We start from the raw sequence: 20,022 nt of genomic DNA on the forward strand, positions 1-20,022 counted from the left end.
CCCATCTCCTCCCATCTTCAGGGTGGAGGCCGGAAGAGGGTGGTTTCGCCGGTGCCGCCGGCGGAACTGGTCGTCCGCGAGTCCATTGCAAAGAAGCGCTGACGGCAGCAGCCCATTTCCCTAAGATCTGGCCGGGCATGCAGGTGGATTTCAGGGGACGACCATGAGCGGAAGACTGGACGGCAAGGTGGCGCTGGTGACCGGCGCCACATCGGGTATCGGCTTTGCCATCGCCGAGCGTTTCGCGCGCGAAGGGGCGAAGCTCATCCTGACCGGCCGCAACGCGGCGGCGGGCGAGGGCTTGGCCCGGCACATCGGCGCCGCCTTCGTGGCGGGCGACGTGATGGAGAAGGGCCTTGCCGAAAAGCTGGTGGGGCAGGCGGTGGCGGAGCATGGCAGGCTCGACATACTGGTCAACAATGCCGGCATCATCCATCGCGGCAATATCCTGGAAACCTCGGACGAGGATTTCGCCCGCGTCATGGGTGTCAACGTCGATGCCGTCTTCCGCTTCAGCCGCGCCGCCATCCGGCAGATGGTGAGCCAGTTCGAGCGGAGCAATAGGGGCGGTGCCATCGTCAATATCGCTTCCGACTGGGCGGTGGTGGCGGGCAGGCGCGAGCTTGCCTATTGCACGTCGAAAGGCGCCGTCGTCATGATGACCAAGGCGATGGCGCTGGACCATGCCAGGCAAGGGATCCGCGTCAACGCCGTATGCCCGGGCGACGTGGAAACGCCGATGCTGGTGGGCGGCATCCTCCATCGCGGCGACGAAGCGGCGGAAGGGCTCAGGAAAAACGGCGAGGCCATTCCCATGGGCCGCGTCGGCCAGCCGCCGGAAATCGCCCAGGCCGTGGCCTTCCTGGCCTCCGACGAAGCCAGCTTCATGACCGGGCATGCCATGCTGGTCGATGGCGGCAACACCGCGCAATAGAGCGTCAAAGGACGGATGGAATCCGCGGCGCGGCCTGCCTGGCGACTATACCGACCGCAGCGAAGCCTTCATGCGCAGCCTCGGCTGGAAGGTCCAGAGGCGGCGGCATCGTTAAGTTAATCTTCCTGAACGCACCTCACATCCCCGCGATTCTTGCCGCTTGCCGGCTTCGCACCTATGCTTCTTCGCGCACCGTTGATGAAACGGCTGGACGGCACCGCACGCCGCAAGCGTCAAGCGGCAAGGTTGAGAAAGGCCGGCAAGCGTGCAGACAGGTTTCGATCCCGTCGCTTTCGCCAACGACATCCATCAGCCGATACTGCGTCGGTTCTTCGAGTATTGGCTTGCCAGGAAGGACAGGCGCGAAATGCCGACGCGGGCCGATCTCGATCCGCTGGATTTCCCCTATGCCCTTGGGCACCTGATTCTGGTGGATGTCGAGCGCGATCCGATGCGCTTCCGCTTCCGGCTCTACGGCACGGCGCTGATCAATTTCTTCCGCGATGGCGACTACACCGGCAGATATGCCGACGAATTGCTGCCACCCGATTACGCGCCCTATGTGGTGGAACTCTACCGGACGGCGGTGGCGTCGCGCATTCCGCGCTATGCGCGGCGCGAGCTGGTCATGAACAATCGGCGGCTGTTCTACGAAGCACTCACCTTGCCGCTGGCCGATCCGGCGAACCCGGCTGAAATCGCCATGCTGGTCGTCCTGCTTATCCCGCTGGAAAAGCGCGCGGCCTCCGACTCAGTTTGAGTTCGGGGCCGCCTTCGCCGGATCCTCGAACGGAATGCCGTCGGCGGCGATCGCCGGCGGAAAGCCAGAATAGTCTTCGATGGCGAGGCACTGGGCAATGCTCTCGCCCACGCGCAGGGGAAACATGCCGAACCGCACCTCGAGCATGGTGCCGGCGCGGGTCGGCCAGTCATAGGTTCCAAAGACCGGCGCTCCGGTTTCGTAGGCGCGGATATAGCAACCCAGCAGGTGGCGGTTGGCGCCATATTTGTCGGCGCTCAGGAATTCGTCGATATAGCGGCCGGTCAGGCTGAAGCCGTTCCACCGGTCGGTCTCGGTGCCGGTGAGGACGTAGCGGACACGAAACGGCCCGGTCTCGTACCTGACGATATAGAGATAGGGCAGCAGCAGCTTGATGGCTGCCGGGTCGATATCTGAGCGCTGCGGCGCCGCGCCGCCCGCCAGGCTGCGCCAATATCTGAGGAGTGCCGCGACGCTGCCCTTCGGTTCGGTCTCTTGGCTCATGCCGTCAGCATGGCCCCAAGCCTGGGCCGCTGTCGAGTCCGCCCGGTTCAGGTTCAGGCTGAGTATCGCAATCCAACCAGGACAGCCAGCAGTTCCGCTTCCTTGCCGGGATGTGCCTGGGCGATGACGGTGAACGGCTTTGCCGGCAAGGCGCTCATTCCCCGAAGATCTTCGAGAGCCGGTCATGGCCCCAATCGATATCGGCGATCTGCCAGCCGCGCGCGGTCTTGGCGAGAGAGAGCTTCAGTTCCTTCGCCTCGCCGTAATTCCTGAACGTTATCGCGGCCATCGTCTTGTCTGGCTCGGCCGATTTCGCGACCGCGACGGCCAGGTCCGTCACTTGCCAATCCTGCGAATCGACGAAGGGATCGCCATTGAGCGCCGGAACCTCCTGGGCAGCGGCGGCCTGCCTGGCATCGGCCTCGATCTTCGCCGCCATCTCGGGCGTGAAATACTTCTCGATCGTGGCCTCGTCGCCGAGATCGACGCCGCTGCCGGCCGGCTTGTCGGCATAATGGCCGTAGAGTTCGTTCAGCAGATCCTGCGGGCTCGCGAAGCCTTCCTCGGCCACGGCCCCGGGCCCTGGCGCGGCGCAGCCGGCAATGACGAAGGCGGCGGCGATGAGCAGCGGGCGAAGCAGTCCAGTCAGCATGTGCATCCTCTATGGGCGGTGCAGTCTTTCCAACGCCTCCGCCGCGAGCGTCCGCGTGAGGTCGCCGGCCGGCAAGGCACGCCCGAGACTAGCTGCCTGACCCGCCCAGAGCGCGCCGAAATCGCCCGAGCCCTGCGCCTCGGCCTTCGCTTTCAGCGGCGCCAGCGCGCCGCCGGCCGTGGGAAAAGCCGGAGCGTCACGCGTGATGGGGCCGAGCTCGCGCATGATGCGGTTGACGAGGCCGCGCGCCGGCCTTCCGGTGAAGATGTTGGTGAGGGCGGTCTGATTGTCCCTGGCGGAGAGGAGCGCCGCGCGGTGCGGCGCGCTGATCCGTGCCTCGGGACAGAAGAGATAGGCCGTGCCGATCTGCACGCCGGCAGCGCCAAGCGCAAAGGCGGCGGCGATGCCGCGCGCGTCGGCAATGCCGCCGGCGGCGATGACCGGGACCTTCACCGCATCCACCACCTGCGGCACCAGGGCCATGGTGCCGGCCTGGGTTCCGGCAATGTCGAGCGGGTCCGCATTGTCGAGCGCGGCGTTGCCGAGAAAGATGCCGCGATGGCCGCCCGCCTCGGCTCCTTGCGCGACGATCGCGTCGGCGCCGTGCGCCTCGAGCCACAGGGCTTCCTCGACCGTGGTGGCGGAGGAAATGATCCGGGCGCCCGTGGCGCGGACCCGGGCCAGCAGGGGTTCGTCCGGCAGGCCGAAATGGAAGCTCACCACCCGCGGCCTGAACTCCTCGACCAGTTGGCAAAGCGCATCATTGAAGGGCGCGCGGTTGCTGGCGGGAATGGGCGCCGTGGGATCGATGCCGAATTCCTCGTAGAAGGGCTTGAGACGCGCGCGCCATCCAGCCTCGCGCGCCGCGTCGATGTCGGGCGGCCGGTGGCAGAAGAAGTTGAGATTGATGGGCCTGGCGGTCTGCTGGCGGATGATCTGCAGTTCGGCCCGCGCCTGTTCCGGCGTGAAGGTCGCCGTCGGCAGGGCGCCGAGGCCGCCCGCTTCCGCGACCGCGACCGCCATGTCGGCGTAGCAGGGGCCGGCCATCGGGGCCTGCAGGATCGGATGGTCGATGCCGAATAGGCTGGTCAGCCTGCGATCGGGCCACATGGCTATTTCCTCCCAAGCCGCCTGTTTCCTACGCCGCCTGATCCGGGCGCAGGTCGAAGTGAAACACCTTGGACATGATCTGCCAGCGCCCGTCGAGCTTCACGAAGGTGAGGAGATCGGTGAAGAACTTGGGGCCGATCGCGCAATTGACCGTGGCGACGGCGGTAACCGGACCCGCGAACTGGATGGAGACGATGCGGTCGGCACGCTTTTCGTTGCGGGCAGCGGGGGCGGGCCGTGCATCGACCACGGGGAAGTAGCTGGCCATCGTGTGATAGGTGAGCGTGCCTTCGGTGGCGCAGGCATAGATCGCCTGCGGATGGAAGACCTGGCCAAGGCGCCTTGTGTCGGAATGATAGAGCCCGTCGAAATAGACATCGAGGGCGGCGACGATTTCCTGGTAACGCGGGTCCATTCTCACAACTCCTGGGATCAGGTCTTTCTTGCGGCGGAGGAGCTTAGAGCGATATGGTAACCGATGTATACTGCTGCCGCGCCGGCCGGTTTCATTTTCCGGTAACCGCGCAGTAACCGGGAAACGAACATGGCCTTGATCCAGAGAAGGAGTCGCGCCGCGGCGGTGCCGGAAACCTGCGCGGTGGGCGAATGCATGGCGCTGCTGGGTGGCGCCTGGACGCCCAACCTGGTGTGGCATCTTTCCGGCGGCCCGCGCCGCTTCGGCGAACTCAAGCGCGACATGCCGCCCATCTCGCCCAAGATGCTGAGTGCGCGGCTGCGCGATCTCGCGGCCAAGGGTGTGGTGGCGCGCGTGGAGCGGCCGACCTCGCCGCCCTCGGTCGATTACGAACTGACAGCGCTGGGGCGCGAACTGGTGCCGGCGATCGAGGCCATCGTCGCCGTGGGCCGGAAGCTGAAGACGCAGCAAGGCAAGACTGGCAAGGTCGCCGAATGATCCGGTGGCGCCCGCTCATCCTTCTGCCGGGCCTGCTGCTGTTGCCGATTGCGGCCGAGGCGCGGGCCTATCCGCCGCTCTTCAATTCCAAGGAATTCGCCAATCAGGGGATCAGGAAGTTTCCCAAATGGAGCGACATGCTGGGGCGCTGGCACAATGCGGCACCTTGCGAGGGCGAGACCTGCACGACCGACGGCTGGGCCGATCTCCTGGAGGAACTCAGGAACGCCGACCGCATGACCCGGATCAAGGAGGTCAACCGCTTCTTCAACGGCGAGCGCTATATCGTCGACATGAAGAATTGGGGGATCGAGGATTATTGGGCGACGCCCTATCAGTTCCTCAAGATGGACGGCGATTGCGAGGATTACGCCATCGCCAAGTTCATGGCACTGAAGGAACTGGGCATCCCGGTGGAAGACATGCGCGTGCTGGCGCTGCGCGATCTCAATCTCGATGTGGGCCATGCCGTGCTCATCGTCTATGACGGCGACACGCCGCTGCTCCTCGACAACCAGATAAAGAGCGTGGTGCCGGCCAACAGCGTGAAGCACTATCTGCCGATCTTCTCGCTCAGCGAAACGGGCTGGTGGCTGCACCGGCGCTGACGACAGTCCTGCATAGGAAAACATCCTGCTATTAAGATGATAGCAAAAATTATCGAGCATTTTTACATTTGTTTAACCAGCAATCCCCGATAACTCACAAAACAACAATTAAAATGTGGGATTGTGATGTTTGGGTTCAGTCGGGGGAAGAACAGCGCCATTGTCCAATTGGGGGCGGCGCTGGTGCCATCCGCTTCGAGTGCGGATGAATTTCATCTTGCGTTGGCGCAGTGCCTGCGGGATCTGGCCGCCGGCAATTTCGAAAAGGATTTGGGTTGCCGCCAGGCGCTGCCCGAGGACCGGGCCGCCAAGGAGTTGACCGAAGCCGTGCGCCAGCTCGCCGTCAGCCTGCAGGCGCAAGCCTCGCGCGACCTCGACGCCAATGTGGCGCTCACCATCAACAGCAACGAAGCGGCGATCCGCAGCGCACGCCTGATTTCCGCCGCGCGCCATACGTCGGAGCAGACGCAGATCCTCGCCAGCGCCTCGACCGAGATGGTGGCCTCGGTGAAGGCCATCAGCGAAACCAGCCATGCCGCCGCCGATGAAGCAGGCGAGATGCGCAGCATCGTCGAAGCGGGGGTGAGCGCTGTCCGGCGCGTTACCGGCTCGATGGAAGGCATCGCCACCTCGGTCCAGGATGCCAGCGCCAAGGTGAGCGACCTTAGCGCCGCTTCGGAGGAGATCGGCTCGATCGTCGCCACCATCGAAGCGATCGCCAGCCAGACCAACCTGCTGGCCCTGAATGCCACGATCGAAGCGGCACGCGCCGGCGAATACGGCAAGGGCTTCGCGGTGGTGGCGACCGAGGTCAAGAACCTCTCCAAGCAGACGAGCCAGGCCACCGACGATATCAAGGCGCGCATCGGCCGCCTGCGCAGCGAGATGGCACGCATCGTCGAGGCGATGTCGGGAGGTGCCGCAGCCGTCGCCACGGGCACGGCCGAGATGAGCGACCTTGCCGCCAAGATCGACGAAGCCGGCACCCGCACGGTCACCGTCAGCAGCAAGATGGACGAGATCGCCGGCATCCTTGCCGAGCAGAACGCCGCCATCGACGAGGTTTCGCGCGGCATCACCGGCATCGCCGAACTGGCCACCGCAAACGTTGCGGAAGTGACCAGCCTGGCCGAGGTCATCGACAGCAATCAGGGCCATCTCGGTTCGCAATTGCAGCGCCTCGCCCAATGCGACTTCCCGCACAAGATCACGCGCCTGGCCAAGGCCGACCACGTGATCTGGAAGAAGCGGCTGGTCGACATGTCGGTCGGGCGCGCCAAACTGCGCGCCGAGGAACTGAGCGACCATCATTCTTGTCGCCTGGGCAAATGGTATTACAGCGAAGCCTCGCGCGATTTCCGCGATGCCGGGGATTTCCGCGCCCTTGAAGCGCCGCATGCCGCCGTCCATCGCCATGGCAAGGAAGCCGCGCGCTTCTTCGCCGCAGGCCAGCTCGACAAGGCCCTCAAGGAGATCGAGGCGGTCGAGCAGGCCTCGGTCGAGGTGCTGCGCCATCTCGACGTGCTGAGCAGATAACCCAGCATATTCGGGTTTTCCATCCATCTCCGGGGCGGTCCGATTAACCTGTTGGAAATCGGCGGCGCTCGACAATGGCCGCACCGGATCGTCGGAGGGTGGCATTGCGTGTACTATATCGATTGGCAATGGCGTTATTGCTGGCCGGCCTGGCATCGGTGCCGCTGGCGGAATCGCGCGTCTATCCATCGCTGTTCGGCTCGCAGGAATTTGCGGGACCGGACCTCGGCCGGTTCCCTAAATGGATGTCCATGCTGTCCCGCTGGCGGGAAAGCGCGCCGTGCGAAGCGGCCGATTGTACCATGGCCGGCTGGCATGATCTGATCGACAGCCTTCGGGGCGCCGACCTTGCGACGCAGCTGCGTTCGGTTAACGACCATTTCAATGCCACGCGCTATATCCGCGATGCGCGCAACTGGGGCAAGGAGGATTACTGGGAGACGCCCTTCGAATTCCTCAAGCGCCGCGGCGACTGCGAAGATTATGCCATCGCCAAGTTCATGGCGTTGAAGGCGCTGGGCGTTCCTGCAAGCGAGATGCGCATCCTCGCCTTGCGCAACCTCGCCCTGGGCGGCGAAGGGCATGCGGTGTTGATCGTCTATGCGGGCGGGACGCCACTCATGCTCGACAATCAGATCAAGGACGTGGTGCCGGCCAATTCGGTCGGCTATTACCAGCCGGTCTATTCACTCAATGAGACCGGCTGGTGGCGGCACGAGACGCCGCGCAAGGCAACGGTCAAGCCGTCATCAGTGCTTCCGGCGTCGCTTTGAGGCGGTTGGCATCGCGCAAGGGCGGCGCCCCGAACAGGCGGCTATATTCGCGGCTGAATTGCGAGGGCGATTCATAGCCTACCTGGTGGCCGGCGCTGGCCGCATCCGATCCTTGCACCAGGATGAGCCGGCGCGCTTCCTGCAGGCGCAGCTGCTTCTGGTACTGGAGCGGGCTCATCGCCGTCACCTGCTTGAAATGATGATGCAGCGCCGAGGCGCTCATGCGCGCTTCCGAAGCCAGGGCGTCGATGCTGAAGGGCTCGGTGAAATGCTGCTTGATCCAGGAAATGGCGCGGGTGACACGCTGCAGCTTGCTGTCGGCCTGGGCGATCTGGCGCAGGCGCATGAGGTCGGGGCCCTTGAGCAGCCGGTAGAGGATCTCCCGCTCGGCCAGGGGCCCCAGCACCGCGATATCGCGCGGATTGTCGAGGAGGCGCAGCATGCGGATGACGGCATCGAGCAGTTCGGGCGTCACGGAACTGAGGCTGAGCGAGGGGCCGGCATCGCCGTTCGCCTCCCCGGCCAGCCCCGCATCGAGGATCAGTTCGCTGATGAGATGGGGATCGAGCCGCAGGCGGATCGAAAGATAGGGTTCCTCGGGGGTCGCATCGACCACCTGGCCGACGATGGGCACGTCGACCGAGACCACGAGATAGCGGCTGGCATCGTAGAAATAGATGTTGCCGCCCAGGATCACCTGCTTGCGGCCCTGGGCGAGGATACAGATGGCCGGCTGGTGCACGCCATGCATCGGCTCGGACGGCTTGCTGGCCTTGATCACGTCCAGGCGCGGCAGAGCGGTTGATGTAATGCCTTCCCCACTGGCGTTTCGTTCAATCAGGGCGGCAAACTCGGCTTGTCTGTCCATGAGGGAATTCCTTGGTCTGACCTGAAATTATACAAAAAATCAGTAAGTAAGCCCGATTTGGCTATGCAAACCATATAGGCGCCGACAGTTTCCGGGAAAGTGACAATTCTTGTTCATGGAGGATCGGGCAAGAATGAAACAGTTCTGGTCTACCGGTCCGGGGCAGCCATCGCGCATGATCCGTCGCAGAGCATTGCCGGCACACCCCCTGCCCGCAATCACCTTTGGCCTGTAACCACCTTTCGATGCGGAGGATCAGATGTTGGACTTCCTGCCCCCGACCGCAAGTCCGCTCCCGCAGCCCGACCGTCCGGAGATCGGGCTTTCCCAGGCTGTCCGGGGCGACTGGGTCGACAGCCGGGACGGGCTGACGCGCCTGTCGCTGACCGGCGACGGCCGCTACAGCAAGACGCAAGGCGACCGCCAGGGAACCTATAGCGGGCGCTATTCCTGCAAGGGCACCAAAATCCGCTTTGTCGACGATTTCGACTTCGTCCTCACCGGCGAGATAAGTGGCGATGTGCTGCGGATCGGCGACTATGTCTACCTGAGGGCATGAACGGTCCCGGCCCCTCCGATCCGTTTATGGCCTCCATCCCATACGCCGTCCCTATCTTTAGGGCGTCACCTATGCGGTTTCATCTATGGCCCCATCGAAACAAGCGATTGGGCAGGATGACATGCATCTGTCATGGTCGGCGCCATCATGCATACGCTTTCCCTCTCCATGACCCTCCTTGTCCTGCTCGCGGCCGTGATGCATGCCAGCTGGAACGTGATGGTCAAGATCGGCAACGACACGCTGCTCAATATGGGCCTCACAATGGGCCTTGCCGGGCTGGTCGCCGTCCCGTTCCTGTTCGCCACGTCCGTGCCGGATTCCGCGAGCTGGATCTACCTGCTGGGCTCGCTTCTCACTCATCTCGGCTATTACCTCTTCCTGGTGCTGGCATACCGGCATGGGGAGTTGAGCCAGGTCTATCCGATCGCGCGCGGCTCGGCGCCGCTGCTGGTCGCCGTCTCCGCCTGGATCCTGCCGCCCTATGAAATCCTGGCCGGCTGGCAGATGGCGGGTGTGGCCGCGATCTCCATCGGCATCCTCAGCCTGTCGGTCGAAAAGCCGCTGACCGGCAAGCATAAATGGGAGCCGGTCGCCTTCGGCCTCCTCACCGGCATCTGCATCATGGGCTATATGCTGTGCGACGGCCTTGGCGTGCGCAGTGCGGGCGCCACCGAGGCGCAGCAGTTCGGCTACATCGCCTGGCTGTTTGCACTCGATGCGCCGATGCTGGTCGCCTTCTGCCTGTGGCGGCGCGGTTTGCGGCCGGCTCTTGCCTATTGGTCCGGCGCCTGGAAACTGGGCCTTGCCGGCGGAATTCTCTCGGCCGGCGCCTATGGCATCTCGATCTTCGCCATGAAGAGCGGTGCCTTCGCGCAGGTGAGCGCGCTCCGCGAGACCAGCGTCATCTTCGCCGCGATCATGAGCGCCTTCCTGCTCAAGGAGCGTTTCCGCAAGCGCCGCTATGCCTCGGTTAGCCTGGTGGCGTTGGGCGCCGTCCTGCTTCACTAGGCGCGATTTCCCCGACTGGGGCGGTCGGCTGAAACTTTTCTGTAACGGCGGCGTTCCCCGCCCGCCAGGCGCCGGATCCCATGCTATTTTTCGGCTGCGTGACGTGTATTTGCGGGAAGCCGGTCGCATGCGGTCTGATATCGCTCAGCCAAGTCCATCCCGGGCCCCAAGTTCATTCCGGGCTCCCGACCCGCCGAGCTATGAGAGCTTCCTGCGGATCAAGCAGGGTGTGGGTGGCGCGGCGCTGAGGGCTGCCGGTCTTCCGACGGCGGATCAGCTTTCATACGACGCCTATGCCGCCGCGCTGCGGGCGAGATCCGCCACGCGCGGCCTGGCCGACGTGACGGAGCTGAAGCCAAGGGCGCGAGCGCCGAGCCGTGCTCGTGCGCCTGCTAAACCTGGAGCGGCGCGCGGCACGGGGCGATCCGGCATGTTCATCTTCACCGTCGGCCTGGGTGCTGCCTTCGTCGCCGGCATGCTGCTCAACGAGATGCGCCGCGACGCGCGCGGGCCGGCGATGCCTACCGCCGCCGCGCCTATCGTCATTGCCGCGGCGGCGCCACGCGCGCCGACGGGTAGCAACGGGACGATTGCGGCGATAGCGGCGCCGGCGCCATCGGTTGCATTGGCGGACAGAGTGCCGCGGCCGTCGCCGGTTGCCGGAATGGTGGAACTGCTGCCGGCTCCGGCCGCGGCATCCGCATCGTCCCCCGTGCCGAAGCCCGTTGCCCTACCTCCCGCTGTGTTGCCTCCCATCGTGTCGTCAGCCGCGACGACGCCGCGGACATTGCTGCCGAAGGCCAAGCCCGCCGCCGCGGATGAAGCGACGCCCGTGATCAAGAAGAAGCCGCGCGTGAAAGCGGCCCAGTCACCACCCAAGCAGGCGCGCGCCCGCCAACCGGCTTTCTGGGATTCCATCGCCGACTTCTTCGCCAGTGGCGACCCGGTAGGGTCGGAAAAGGCCGGATCGCAACGCTGGCAGTCGCGGACCGAGGACAGATAGGGCAAACCGCGCACCCTGTTTGCGACAATTCTGTGGGCGGGCGGAAGCAGGGGAGCGAAGTCCCCAGATGCCCTGTTCACCCTCATGTGACTTTCCGCGCGGGCAAGTTTGTGGCCGCAATGGCGTGTCGACGCGTGCGGTGAATGCATTTGGCCGGGAATGCATTTTGTCGCGCGGCGTCTTTTATGAGCAGCAGGAAATGTCAGCTCTGGAGAAACCAGTCGAGGTCAGCGACCTGCCGGATTCGGATCTGGAGGATCTGATCCGACAGAAGCATCGCCGCGCCCTGAACGAGCCGCCCCTCTACGACCAGCCGGGACGGCCGCCGAAGGCTGCCCCAGGATTGCCTTCCGGGCCGGATGCGGCTGGCGACGCCTATCGGCGCTATCTGCGTATCCGCGAGGGAATCGACGATTCCGTTCTGGCGGCGGCCGGCCTGCCGCCGGCGCAGGCCCTTTCCTTCGAGGATTATCTCGATAAGTTCGGCGCTCCTGAAATTCCCGGCGCCGACGGTACCGCGCCGGCCGCCGATGCGGCGCCGAAGCGGCAGGAGGGGCCGATGCAGCCGCCGCCGATCGCCATCGACCCCGAGGATCGCATCTTCGCCATCGGCCCGGTTCGTTCCGCGGCGGATATGCGGCGCTCATCGCGGCCAATGCCGATAATGAGGTCGCTGTTCGGCCTCGCCTTGCTGATCGGCCTCGTCGCGGGACCGCGGGTTGCAACGCATGACCCGGCTCCGCTGCCGACCCGGCCGGTGGCCGCCATGCCGAAGACGCAACCGGGCGCGCCGGCAGGTTTCCTGGCCGATCTCCCGCAGGAGCATGCGCCTGCCTCAAAGGATGCCGGCCCAAAGGATGCAAAGAAGGATTCGCGCATAAGGAATGATGAAGCGGAACGGGCCGCCGCTATCTCCACTGCTCCGCCGCCGGTCGCGGGTTCTGAAAAAGCGCAACGCAAGACCGCGCCGGCGCTCGCACGGGACAAGAACTGGTCGAGGCTTCTGGACAGCCTGTTGGCGCCCGGCGCGCAAAGTGTAAAGACGTCGGGTGCGAAAACGCCGGGTGCGGAATCACGGGACGGGGCGGCAAAGCCGAATGCGGAGACCGCTCTGCCGGCAACGACACCGCCGGCCACGCCGGGGACGACCATATTCTCGCCCCTGCCGCCGACCACGGCCCCCGCCGGCAACGGCGGCGGCTGAATGCCGCCAGAGCGCTATTCTGCCGCTTCAGGGGATTTCACGGTTTGACGGAAACGCCCCTCGCCCCGCCGACGGCGCATGTCGGCATTCGTCGACGGGCGGGGCGAGGGGTTGGGTGAAGCGAAAAAGCGATTCCGGGAAAAACCGAAGCGCTCGAAAGGAGGGAGGCTGAAATTACGAGGCGTCGGCCTGCAGCTGGAAGCGGCGCGCCGAAATCAGCGACGAGACGGCCAGCAGCTTGTGGGCATAAGGATCGCTGATGTTGCGCAAGGCGACATGCGCCTGGTCGCCAGGACCCTGGAAGCGCTTTTCGATGCGCCAATGCGGGTACATATGGACCGGCAGCTTGTCGGAAATTTCAATGAGGACCGAGCCCACGTCCAGACGTTCGATCTCGTCCTCCGCCAGGACATTCGCGTCGCGATGCCACGGCAGCCAGTTCAGTAAAGCACGTCCCATGATTGCGCCCCTAGACCATGTCGTGCCGGCCCCTTGCCGAACACCTGACAGTCGGAGTTTAGGCGTCATTTCTTAACAACAGGTTTCGGAGATTCCGCTAACCTATTGGCCGGACTTAGAAGTCCGGCTTTTTAGGAATTTGCGGTCATTCAAACCGGATGTGGTTGATCTCGTCGCCCATCTCTAGGGATTGTAGGACGTCGAGCCCTTCGACGATCTGGCCGAACACCGTATGGCCGCCATCGAGATGCGGCTGTTTCTCCAGTACCAGAAAAAATTGTGAGCCGCCGGTGTCGCGGCCGGCATGGGCCATGGAAAGGGCGCCTTCGACATGCTTGTGGGGATTGCCCTTGGTCTCGCACGCGATGCGCCAGCCGGGGCCGCCGGTGCCGCTGCCGGTCGGGCAGCCGCCCTGGGCCACGAAACCCGGAATGACGCGGTGGAAATTGAGCCCGTCATAGAATTTGTCCTCTGCCAGGACATAGAAGTTGGCCACCGTGTTGGGCGCCTCTTCCGGGAACATTTCCAGCTTCATGTCGCCTTTGCTGGTCGAGATGGTGCAGGCTTTGAGGCTCCTGATCTTCTCGGCCGAGAGATCGTGCACCTTGAGGTCGCCGCGGGACATGGTCTTTTCCTTTCAGGTCGTGCCGCACCTTCTTCGAGGGGGCGCAAATTCAATGGAGGCGGCCTATCTATGCCGATCGGCCCCCAAACTCAACCACGCTGGGCGAGATCGGCCGCGAACCGGGCGAAAATCTCGTTAAGGCCGGCATTGAGGGCATGCACGGCATCGTCGATATTGGGGCCGCTCGCCTCCTTGGTGACCTCGTAGGTTCCCGAGGCGACGATGGCGTCGGTCGATTTGTCGATGAGGGCCAGCTCCAGCGCGATGGCGCCGCCATTCCTGGCGCCATCCAGCTGTTCCAGGCGCTTGATGCGGCCTTCGACGCGGAACTGCGCATTGACGCGCAGCTCGCTGGGGACGACGTCGCCGGCGAGCCTGGCGGCGCGCAGATAGGCCACCAGCTGGTCGCGCAGCATCGCCGGGGGCGGGTCGGTCCAATAGGCATAATTGCGCTGCTCGAGCTTCATGCCATTGTCCTTGGTGAAGAGCAGCGGACGTTCGCCCATGACGCCTTCGGCCTGGAAGAGCGGAACTTCAACCACGCCCTCGACCGGCTTCTCGACCGCGGCCGGTTCGGTGCTGGCGATGAGGCGGAAATACTGCTCCTTGGGCACTGGCGGGGCCGAGCCGAAGCAGGCGCTCAAGGAAAATGCCAGACCCAGGACGAGGGCGCCGCGCGACAACATCTTCAGGCTCATTGTTCATCCCCGCTATTCTGCCCCAGGCCCTTATCGGCCTCCGGGCTGCTGCCCGACAGCAGCAGGCCCGGATTCTGCCGGATGAGACGGCTGAACTCATTCATGTTGCGTGTGGTTCCGTCAAGATTGTGGGTGATGGAATCGATATTCTGCGCCACCGCGCGCAGAATGTATTCGAGGTCCGCCACCGATTTGTCGACGCCCTTGCGGTTTTCGGCGACCATGCCCTTGATCTCGTCGGCGACCGCGGTGATGCGGGTGCCGAGCGACTTCAGGTCCTCGCTGGCCACCTCGGCATTGGCGGTCGCCGTCTCGATATGCGCGAGCGAATTGTTGATGGCGCCGATATTCCTCTCCGACAGGATCTGATCGACCTTGGCCATCTCGGCATTGATCTGGGCGGTGAAGGTCTCGACATTGCCGACGATGGCGGGCGTCTTGGTGTTGACTTCGCTGGCGATGGAGTTCAGCGAGCCCATCAGCTGCTGCAGATTGGTTTCGGTCGTGTTGCCGATGCGGTCGATGATCTCGCCGATGCGCGCCACCAGCGGCTTCAGCGAGGATTTGGAAAGATCGCCGATCTCGCCCGCCACCTGTGCCATCAGGCTGAACATGTCGGCCGCCGTCCCGCCGGCAATCTCGCCGCCCGGCGCGATGGTAGCGGCGGCGAGGCCGCCATTGATTTCCAGCGTCTTGCCGGCAAGGAAGCTCGAGGCGGCGATGCGGGCGATCGAATCCTGCGGGAATTTCCAGCCTTCCTTCACCGCGATGTGCAGGCGGAAGCGGTACTTGCCTTCGTTATATTCGGGCGCGATCTCCTCGACCTGGCCGATGGGAAAGCCCGCGAAACGCACGACGGTGCCGTATTTGACGTCGGTCACATCGTCGAGCACGACCGAATAGGAATCGGTGGGGCCGGTGCGGCCCGCCAGCATGGACAGGCTGACGACCAGGGCCGCGATCATTGCGGCGACGAAGACGCCGACGGCCGTGTAGTTGAGGAAATGGTTGCGCATATCTCTTCAGTCTCCCGCCAGGCGGCGCAGATATTCGGTTGGGTCGATCTCGGCCTGTTCGGACCGGCGGTGCAGCAAATTCTGCACCCGTTCATTGGTGGAATTCCTGACCGCATCGACCCGGTCCGAAATGAGGATGCGGCCCTTGTCGAGGATGGTGATGCGGTCGGCGATCTTGTAGGCGCTCTCGACATCGTGGCTGACCACGACGACGGAGATGTCCATCGCGTCGCGCAACTTCAGAATAAGGTCGTCGAGCGCCGAGGAGACCACCGGATCGAGGCCCGAGGACGGCTCGTCGAGGAAGATGAGCTTGGGATCCATGACGATGGCGCGGGCGATGGAGGCGCGCTTCATCATGCCGCCGGAAAGGTCCGAGGGCATCAGATGGCCGAAACCGGAAAGGTTGCACACCTCCAGCTTCATGTTGGCCATGATGTCCATGGTGCGCTCTTCGAGGTCGGTAAGTTCGCGCAAGGGCAGCTTGACGTTTTCGGCAACGCTCATGGAGGAAAAGAGAGCGCCGAACTGGAAGGCGACGCCGATGCGGCGCTTCAAGTCCAGAAGCTGCATGCGCGACAAGGCTCCCATGTCCTTGCCCAGCAGCTTGACCTTGCCGGGCAGCGGCGGCATCAGCCCGACCAGGTGGCGCAGCAAGGTCGTCTTGCCGGAACCCGACCCGCCCATGATCACCATGATCTCGCCCTCGCGCACATCGAGATTGATGTCGAAGAGCACCTGGCGCGCGCCGAAGGACCAGTCGAGCTTGCTGACCTCGATCACCTTCCGGCGCGCGGCGATCTCCTCGGCGCTGGGGCGGTTGGCCTGGTTCATGGCTTCGGCCGTGAGGGCTTGGCTGGTCATGGCTTATTGCGTCGTCATATAGGCAAAGATCATGTCGGCGACGACGATGAGCGTGATGGAGATGACGACCGAGCGCGTCGTCACCTTGCCGACACCCTCGGCGCCGCCCTGCACCATGGAGCCGTTCACCACCCCCACCAGCGCGATGATGATGCCGAACAGGGTCGCCTTGCCCAGCCCATGCCACACGTCGCCGGTCTTCAGCACGTCGATCGTGTCGTTGAGATAGGCGCCGAAGGACTGATTGAGCTCGGCCGACACGTAGAGGCCGGCTGCCAGGATCGAGACCAGATTGGCCCACATGGCCAGGCACGGCATCATGAGGACGAGCGCGATAAGCACGGGCGACACCAGGAAGCGCACGGGGTTGATGCCCATGACCTGCAGCGCATCCACTTCCTGGTTGATGCTCATGGTGGCGAGGCGTGCGGCGATCGCGGAACCGGATCGGCCGGCGATGAGAATGCCCATGATCATCGGGCTGAATTCGCGCACGACGGACAAGGCGATGCCGATATAGGCGTAATGCTCGGCGCCGAACAGACCCAGGGAATAGAGGCTCTGGATCGCCAGCATCAGTCCGATGGTGGCGGCCAGCAGGGTGGCGATGGGCAGGGCCGCGACGCCGAACTGCATCATGCCGGCAAAGGTCGCGGTGATGCGCACCGGCTGCCGGTAGCGCCAGCCGGTCAGGGTCCAATAGATCGCCTCGAAGAAAATCGCCGCCGCATAGCCCATCTCGTCGAGCCCCGCGACCGTGCGCCGGCCGAGGCTCTCGAAGATTTTCGCGGGGATCTTGGCGGGATTTGCCATCGCTTAAGCTCTCTGCCCGGTCCCCGTCAGGCCTTCGCCGCGAGGGCGGCGGCGACGTCGGCATGGATGGTGAAGACCTTGTCGAGGCGGGCGAGTTCCAGCACGCGGCGCGCGCGGGGGCTCACCGAAACCAGCGACAGCTCGTTCTTCTGCTTCCTGGCGACCTGCAGCCCCTCGACCAGGCTGGCGATGCCGGAGGAATCGATATAGGTCACGGCGGAAAGATCGACCAGCAGATCCTTCTTCTGCTTCAGATTGGCGAGCAGAGTCTTCCTGACCTCGCCGGCATTTTCGAGGTCGATATCGCCTTCGAGGGCAATGACGATCCTGCCTTGTTCTTCCTTGATGCTGGCCACCGACATCCCCTAATTCCCACCCTTGCTGTCCGCCCCCGCAGGGCGGCGCCGTTTGACAAGTTCCAGCAGGTTCCCCTCGCCATCCGGCAGGGGGATGAAGCTGGCATCGTCCATGATGGCCCGGATGAAATGCGTCCCCAATCCACCGGGTCTGAGCTCGTCGAGCGGTCTTGGTTCTATCTTACCGGTATCGACGCGCGGTGCAAAATCGCGCAAACGGAGCATGATTCCATCCGGCAGGCGATGCACCGCCAGTGTGATTTCGCCTTTCGCCTGGCCGCCATAGGCATGGACCATGATGTTTTCGATGGCTTCCCCGGCCGCCAGGACCAGGTCCTGGACCTCGTCCTCGGCGAAGTCGCAGGCCTTGGCGGCGGCCTCGAGGGCCGGGCGCATCAGCTTGAGGCGGCTGGGATCGGCCGGGAAGGACAGGCCGAACAGGAAATCGCCTTCCGCGGGGGTCGCCATTTCGGTCGGATGTTCCCGCTGCCAGGCCTTGCCGGCCGACCGGTCGTCGATCGCCAGCAAGGTGAGGTCGTCCTTGGCCTGCCAGCCGCCCTGGTCGAGTTCGGCCAGCACCATGTCGAGCCGCTGCCGCAACGAGCCGGTATGGGCGTATTCCAGGAGCTGGTTGAGCCCATCGACGCCCAATTCCTCCTCGCCATAGCGGAACTCGGTGAGGCCGTCGGAGAAGGCGACGAAGAGGCCGCCACCCAGATTGAGTTCATGGTCGACGAACAGCGTTTCGCGCAGGATGCCCAGCGGCGGAGCGTCGGGCATCACGGTCTCGTAGAGATGATCGGGGAATTTGATGAGCGGCGGCAGGTGCCCGGCATTGGCAAAGCGCAGCAGGCCGGTCGAAGGCTCGTAGAGCCCCGCCACCATGGTGACGAACATGCCGCGGCTGGTGGTTTCGCAGATCTCGCGGTTGAGGATGGAAAGAAGGCGCGCCGGGTCGCGGATGGTCTTGCCGAGACAGCGGAACAGGCTTGCGGTCTTTGCCATCAGCAGGGCGGCATTCATGCCCTTGCCGGAGACATCGCCCAAGGCAAAGGCAATGGTGCCGTCGGGCAGTTCGAAATAGTCATAAAAATCGCCGGAAACCTCGCGGATCGGGCGATTGATGCCGCAGATCGGCAGATCGTCATCCTCGGCCGGCAGCAGGCTGCGCTGGATTTCCGAAGCCAGTTCCAGTTCGCGCTTGATGCGTTCCTGTTCCAGGAGCTGGTCGGCCAGGCGTGCATTGGAAATGGCGAGAGCCGCCGCATTGGCCATGACCTGCAGCATGTTGGCGTCTTTGCCACGCTCGCCGTCGAAGGGCTTGCCGGAAAGCTTGTTGAGCACCTGGACGGCGCCGATGAGCTTTTCGCCCACGCGCATCGGCGCGCAGAGGATCGAGCGGGTGACGAAGCCGGTGCGCTGGTCCGCCGCCTTGAAGAAGTTCTTATCCTCATAGGCATTCTCGACCACCAGCAGCCGGTCTTCGGCGACAGTGCGCCCGACGATGCCCTGGCCCATGGGGACCGCGAGGCCGTCGATCTTGACCGGACCGACGCTGGCGCGGCAGACCAGGGTGCCGCCGCTATCGTCGAGCAGGAACAGCGAGCCCGCCTCGGTCTCCAGCAGCTGGATGATGCTGGAAAGGGCCTGGCCGACGGTCGCATCGACGTTGAGCGAGGCGGCGAAGGAACGTGCCAGGGTGGCCGCGAAATCGAGGGCGCCCGTATCCACCTCCGGGCTGCTCATCGGGAGCCTGCCCATGACCGGTTCACCGGGAATCTTGTCGCCTGGACCGCCATCTCGCTCATTAACAAATACGCCTGTTCTTCGTGTGGCCGGCACTCTAGCCCGTGCACTTCGGCGGCAGCAACAGCGCGACACCGGCAAAGTCGCCTGGATGAGAGGGCCGTCACACCGCGCCGACGCATTTCCGACCAGTGCATTTCCGACCAGCGCATTTCCGATCCGTGCCGGGATGTGTATGCTGGCACCGAGCGAGGGCACCGCAAGAGTGCCGGATCAAGAATTTCGGCTTGGGGGATAGGAGAGTATGGCAGTCAGGGCCCAGGGGCCGGAATCGCAATCGGCGGGTCTCACCTTTGTGGTGGCAGACGATCATCCTATGGTGCGAGATGCCCTCGCGGCGGCCCTCAAAGGGGCGTTTCCGGATGCGAAAATAGGCTTTGCGGGAACCCTGGCGGAGACCCAGGCGGCCATCGAGGCAGCGCCCGAGACCGATCTGGTCGTCCTCGACCTCGATATGCCGGGAATGCTGGGCTTGGCGGGCCTCGCCGCCCTGCGCACCCAGCATCCGTCCTTGCCCATCGCCATCGTGTCGGCCACCACCAATTCCGCCGCCATGCGCCAGGCGGTGGAGATGGGGGCCGCCGGTTTCATCCCGAAACTGGCCGCCGCCGAGCGTTTCCTCGATGCGGTCAGGGCGATCCTGTCCGGCGCCGTGTCGCTGCCGGACGAGGCCAAGGACGAGGTGCTGGCCAGCCGCGATCGGGACCTGGCGCAGCGTGCCGCCCAGCTGACGCCGCAGCAGCACCGCGTGCTCTCCCTGCTGGCGGAAGGGATGCCCAACAAGCTCATCGCCTTCGAAATGCAGATCAGCGAGCCCACGGTGAAGGCTCATGTCACCGAGATCCTCCGCAAGCTGGGCGTTACTTCGCGCACCCAGGCCGTGATCCTGGCGCAGCGCCTGTCGCTGGAACCGGTCACCAAGCCGATTCCCGCCAGCACGGAAGAATAGC

Annotated in this window: 24 protein-coding genes; 11 read left to right on the forward strand and 13 right to left on the reverse strand. The window is 64.3% G+C overall.

What is annotated here, in order from left to right; genetic code table 11:
* Window positions 1–163 precede the first annotated feature (163 nt).
* Together ACE3TY_RS13765 and ACE3TY_RS13770 are read left to right on the forward strand one after the other, a co-directional pair.
* The gene (locus tag ACE3TY_RS13765; RefSeq protein WP_374653860.1) at window positions 164–934 is read left to right on the forward strand and encodes an SDR family NAD(P)-dependent oxidoreductase; all 771 of its coding nucleotides are present in this window, start codon (window positions 164–166) and stop codon (window positions 932–934) included.
* 265 nt (window positions 935–1,199) lie between these two features.
* Window positions 1,200–1,694 carry a PAS domain-containing protein gene (locus ACE3TY_RS13770; protein ID WP_374653862.1) on the forward strand — a complete coding sequence of 165 codons (495 nt, stop codon included), beginning with the start codon at window positions 1,200–1,202 and terminating at the stop codon, window positions 1,692–1,694.
* Here ACE3TY_RS13770 and ACE3TY_RS13775 read toward each other — a convergent pair.
* The 4 genes from ACE3TY_RS13775 to ACE3TY_RS13790 all read right to left on the reverse strand — a co-directional run bounded on the left by ACE3TY_RS13775 (window position 1,686) and on the right by ACE3TY_RS13790 (window position 4,375).
* Window positions 1,686–2,198 carry a PAS domain-containing protein gene (locus ACE3TY_RS13775; protein ID WP_374653864.1) on the reverse strand — a complete coding sequence of 171 codons (513 nt, stop codon included), beginning with the start codon at window positions 2,196–2,198 and terminating at the stop codon, window positions 1,686–1,688. The genes ACE3TY_RS13770 and ACE3TY_RS13775 overlap by 9 nt on opposite strands.
* Window positions 2,199–2,352: 154 nt before the next feature.
* Window positions 2,353–2,850, reverse strand: coding sequence for a DUF3828 domain-containing protein (locus ACE3TY_RS13780; protein WP_374653866.1), 498 nt, complete (start codon window positions 2,848–2,850; stop codon window positions 2,353–2,355).
* A 9-nt stretch (window positions 2,851–2,859) separates the two neighbouring features.
* A complete protein-coding gene (locus tag ACE3TY_RS13785) occupies window positions 2,860–3,960 on the reverse strand; it encodes an NAD(P)H-dependent flavin oxidoreductase (protein WP_374653868.1) in 1,101 nt (366 codons plus the stop codon).
* Window positions 3,961–3,988: 28 nt separating this feature from the next.
* Window positions 3,989–4,375, reverse strand: coding sequence for a nuclear transport factor 2 family protein (locus ACE3TY_RS13790; protein ID WP_374653870.1), 387 nt, complete (start codon window positions 4,373–4,375; stop codon window positions 3,989–3,991).
* A gap of 129 nt (window positions 4,376–4,504) precedes the next feature.
* On the opposite strand from ACE3TY_RS13790, the gene ACE3TY_RS13795 reads away from it, so the two are divergent.
* The 4 genes from ACE3TY_RS13795 (at window position 4,505) to ACE3TY_RS13810 (ending at window position 7,790) form a co-directional block, all read left to right on the forward strand.
* Complete coding sequence (locus ACE3TY_RS13795; protein WP_374653872.1) at window positions 4,505–4,873, forward strand: winged helix-turn-helix transcriptional regulator; 369 nt, start codon at window positions 4,505–4,507, stop codon at window positions 4,871–4,873.
* On the forward strand, window positions 4,870–5,481 hold the full coding sequence (locus tag ACE3TY_RS13800; RefSeq protein ID WP_374653874.1) for a transglutaminase-like cysteine peptidase: 612 nt from the start codon (window positions 4,870–4,872) through the stop codon (window positions 5,479–5,481). The genes ACE3TY_RS13795 and ACE3TY_RS13800 overlap by 4 nt, the downstream gene beginning before the upstream one ends.
* A gap of 126 nt (window positions 5,482–5,607) precedes the next feature.
* On the forward strand, window positions 5,608–7,017 hold the full coding sequence (locus ACE3TY_RS13805) for a methyl-accepting chemotaxis protein (RefSeq protein WP_374653876.1): 1,410 nt from the start codon (window positions 5,608–5,610) through the stop codon (window positions 7,015–7,017).
* Window positions 7,018–7,145: 128 nt separating this feature from the next.
* The gene (locus ACE3TY_RS13810; RefSeq protein WP_374653878.1) at window positions 7,146–7,790 is read left to right on the forward strand and encodes a transglutaminase-like cysteine peptidase; all 645 of its coding nucleotides are present in this window, start codon (window positions 7,146–7,148) and stop codon (window positions 7,788–7,790) included.
* Here ACE3TY_RS13810 and ACE3TY_RS13815 read toward each other — a convergent pair.
* A complete protein-coding gene (locus ACE3TY_RS13815) occupies window positions 7,756–8,658 on the reverse strand; it encodes an AraC family transcriptional regulator N-terminal domain-containing protein (protein WP_374653880.1) in 903 nt (300 codons plus the stop codon). The two genes, ACE3TY_RS13810 and ACE3TY_RS13815, sit on opposite strands and share 35 nt — an antisense overlap.
* Before the next feature lie 259 nt (window positions 8,659–8,917).
* Between ACE3TY_RS13815 and ACE3TY_RS13820 the strand changes: the two genes are divergently transcribed.
* The 4 genes from ACE3TY_RS13820 (at window position 8,918) to ACE3TY_RS13835 (ending at window position 12,435) form a co-directional block, all read left to right on the forward strand.
* A complete protein-coding gene (locus tag ACE3TY_RS13820) occupies window positions 8,918–9,217 on the forward strand; it encodes an Atu4866 domain-containing protein (protein WP_374653882.1) in 300 nt (99 codons plus the stop codon).
* 132 nt (window positions 9,218–9,349) lie between these two features.
* Complete coding sequence (locus tag ACE3TY_RS13825; RefSeq protein WP_374653884.1) at window positions 9,350–10,228, forward strand: EamA family transporter; 879 nt, start codon at window positions 9,350–9,352, stop codon at window positions 10,226–10,228.
* Between the two features lie 430 nt (window positions 10,229–10,658).
* Window positions 10,659–11,231: a hypothetical protein gene (locus ACE3TY_RS13830; protein WP_374653886.1), complete on the forward strand. Its 573-nt coding sequence runs from the start codon at window positions 10,659–10,661 to the stop codon at window positions 11,229–11,231.
* Between the two features lie 199 nt (window positions 11,232–11,430).
* Entirely contained in the window at window positions 11,431–12,435 is a 1,005-nt protein-coding gene (locus ACE3TY_RS13835) for a hypothetical protein (RefSeq protein WP_374653888.1), read from the forward strand.
* A 174-nt stretch (window positions 12,436–12,609) separates the two neighbouring features.
* Here ACE3TY_RS13835 and ACE3TY_RS13840 read toward each other — a convergent pair whose 3' ends face one another.
* The 8 genes from ACE3TY_RS13840 to ACE3TY_RS13875 form a co-directional block, all read right to left on the reverse strand.
* Complete coding sequence (locus tag ACE3TY_RS13840; protein ID WP_374653890.1) at window positions 12,610–12,894, reverse strand: hypothetical protein; 285 nt, start codon at window positions 12,892–12,894, stop codon at window positions 12,610–12,612.
* A gap of 145 nt (window positions 12,895–13,039) precedes the next feature.
* A complete protein-coding gene (locus tag ACE3TY_RS13845; protein ID WP_374653892.1) occupies window positions 13,040–13,519 on the reverse strand; it encodes a peptidylprolyl isomerase in 480 nt (159 codons plus the stop codon).
* 89 nt (window positions 13,520–13,608) lie between these two features.
* Entirely contained in the window at window positions 13,609–14,217 is a 609-nt protein-coding gene (locus ACE3TY_RS13850) for an ABC-type transport auxiliary lipoprotein family protein (RefSeq protein ID WP_374653894.1), read from the reverse strand.
* On the reverse strand, window positions 14,214–15,233 hold the full coding sequence (locus ACE3TY_RS13855; RefSeq protein ID WP_374653896.1) for an MlaD family protein: 1,020 nt from the start codon (window positions 15,231–15,233) through the stop codon (window positions 14,214–14,216). Before ACE3TY_RS13855 ends, ACE3TY_RS13850 begins: the two co-directional genes overlap by 4 nt.
* Before the next feature lie 6 nt (window positions 15,234–15,239).
* A complete protein-coding gene (locus tag ACE3TY_RS13860) occupies window positions 15,240–16,097 on the reverse strand; it encodes an ABC transporter ATP-binding protein (RefSeq protein WP_374653898.1) in 858 nt (285 codons plus the stop codon).
* A 3-nt stretch (window positions 16,098–16,100) separates the two neighbouring features.
* Window positions 16,101–16,910 (reverse strand): MlaE family ABC transporter permease, encoded by an 810-nt coding sequence (locus tag ACE3TY_RS13865; RefSeq protein WP_374653900.1) that lies wholly within the window; start codon window positions 16,908–16,910, stop codon window positions 16,101–16,103.
* Between the two features lie 26 nt (window positions 16,911–16,936).
* A complete protein-coding gene (locus ACE3TY_RS13870; RefSeq protein ID WP_374653902.1) occupies window positions 16,937–17,272 on the reverse strand; it encodes an STAS domain-containing protein in 336 nt (111 codons plus the stop codon).
* Window positions 17,273–17,275: 3 nt separating this feature from the next.
* Window positions 17,276–19,012 (reverse strand): SpoIIE family protein phosphatase, encoded by a 1,737-nt coding sequence (locus ACE3TY_RS13875; protein ID WP_374653904.1) that lies wholly within the window; start codon window positions 19,010–19,012, stop codon window positions 17,276–17,278.
* Between the two features lie 304 nt (window positions 19,013–19,316).
* Here ACE3TY_RS13875 and ACE3TY_RS13880 point away from each other — a divergent pair, with 304 nt between their 5' ends.
* Complete coding sequence (locus tag ACE3TY_RS13880) at window positions 19,317–20,021, forward strand: response regulator (protein WP_374653906.1); 705 nt, start codon at window positions 19,317–19,319, stop codon at window positions 20,019–20,021.
* Window position 20,022 lies beyond the last annotated feature (1 nt).

Origin of the sequence: Dongia sp., from assembly GCF_041918875.1 — a bacterium.
Lineage (GTDB): Bacteria > Pseudomonadota > Alphaproteobacteria > Dongiales > Dongiaceae > Dongia.